General features: G+C 43.4%; 1 protein-coding gene. It reads right to left on the reverse strand.

Features of this window, described 5'->3' with window-relative positions; all coding sequences use genetic code 11:
• A partial coding sequence (locus tag ABMQ40_RS16530) for a glycoside hydrolase family 97 protein (protein ID WP_370901594.1) occupies nt 1-2111 on the reverse strand: 2111 nt, incomplete at its 3' end.
• Between the last annotated feature and the right edge of the window lie 19 nt (nt 2112-2130).

The following is a 2130-nucleotide window of genomic DNA, read 5'->3' on the forward strand; positions in this document are numbered from 1 at the left end:
GGTTTGATAGAGATCGCAAAGCCTCCGCTTCTGGCCATCTTAAATTTAATTTTCGTCTTGCCGGTGATCTGCTTCTTGTAGATATGGTAGCTTTGAGGGTTGTCTATATAATCAGCATCCTTACCGTCTTCATAAATTGTCGCTTCATACTTCCTGCCCTTGTCAAGAAACGAGAAATCCACCGTATAATCACGCTTATTCTCATCCGTAATGCCGCCTACAAACCAGTTCTCCGTACCCTTCGCCTTCCTGGCCGTTATGATATAATCACCGGGCTCAGCTGATAAAATACGCGTATCATCCCAATCAGCGGCAACATCCTTGATAAACTGGAAAGCATCCATATGCTTTTTATAGTTCTCAGGTAAATCCGCTGCCATCTGCAATGGCATATACATGACCACATACAACGCCAGCTGCTTCACCAAAGTGGTTTTTACAAAACGTTTGTCACCAGGGAAATAATAATCTAATTTGGTTTGGAAGATCCCCGGAGTATAATCCATAGGCCCACCCATCCATCTTGTAAATGGAAGTATCGTCTGATGGTCGGGGTTGTTACCGCCAAAAGCTTCATATTCCGTTCCACGGGCAGCCTCTGCCGATATCCAGTTCGGATAGGTCCTGCTTTCCCCTCCGGGACGAACGGATTCATGGGAATTCACCATGATCCTGTATTCATTGGCCTTCTCGGCTATCCTGTAGTAATGGTTGATTGTCCATTGGGAATAATGATGCTCTCCTCTTGGGATTATATCACCTACATAACCCGTCTTCACCGCATCATATCCATATTTATTCATCAGCTGGAAGGCCTTGTCTGACCAACGCTCATAATTCGTGGCAGATCCTGAAGTCTCATGGTGCATGATCAGCTTAATTCCCTTGGAATGGGCATATTCATTCAGCATTTTAATATCAAAATCAGGATAAGGGGTGATGAAATCAAAAACAAATTCTTTGGAATGTCCGAACCAGTCTTCCCAACCGATATTCCAGCCTTCGATCAACAATCCCTGGAAGCCGTTCTCGGCAGCAAAATCTATATATTCCTTAACTTTTTCATTGTTGGCTGCATGCTTGCCATTTGGGGTCAGCTTTGTGAAATCGGTCTTGCCCAAATGAACATTCTCTGCCGTGGAATAAGCCCATTGGGACTTCCCGATGATCATTTCCCACCAGACACCCATGTATTTGGTCGGGTGAATGTAAGAGGTATCGGTATATTTTGTAGGCTCATTCAGGTTAAAAAGCATTTTGGAATCCAATACTTCTTCTGCCTTAGGGGAAACGATAATCGTTCGCCAGGGAGTAACTGAAGGGGTCTGAATGTATCCTTTTGCGCCTAATCCGTCCGGAGTAAGATGGGTTTTAAACTTAAAGTTCTGGACATCCACCTCCAAATGGGAAGCCGGGTAATCCAGCACAGCTGCTTCGGCAACATTCACATATAGAGGATCTTTACCTTCCTTTTTTAGCATTAAAGGAGACTGAACCGCGTTTTTTATCAATTTTTGGGAGGCATTGGCATCATAAGCTTTATCCCATCTTCCCGGGATTTCAGAAATTTTTGTTTCCTGATATTGATATTCCTGGGAATCATAATCAGCCACGATCCACCATGCTTTCATATCGGTCGGAAAGTCAATCTCAGAATCTTCTTCCCTGATCACAAAATAGTTAAGGTTTTTCTGCTGTGGAAACTCATACCTGAAACCCAGACCATCATTAAACAACCGGAATTTAACCACTATGCTCCGGTCTGTAGAAGCCTGGTTCAGGGTAACAGCAAGCTCATTGTAATTGTTGATATAATTCTTCTTTTCACCCAGAACAGGCTGCCAGGTTTCATTTTTAGAATCACGATTCTCAGCTGTTTTTGTAAAACCATTGTTCAGGTCAAACTTCGCATCTTCAGGCCTGGCAATCTCTGAAGCAAATTTGATCGCCGTATCCTTAAACAGCCTTAATCCCAGCTTAGAATCTTCCACTACCACATTGCCGTTGTATTTCAGGTTGTAATAAGGTACTCCCTGCTTCAGCTGAAAGTTCATTTCAAACTTTCCGTCCGGCGATTTTAAAGATTGCGCATTCACGCCCACAAACATCATTGAGAACCATAAGGCTCCA

Origin of the sequence: Chryseobacterium gossypii, from assembly GCF_041361455.1 — a bacterium.
GTDB lineage: Bacteria > Bacteroidota > Bacteroidia > Flavobacteriales > Weeksellaceae > Chryseobacterium > Chryseobacterium gossypii.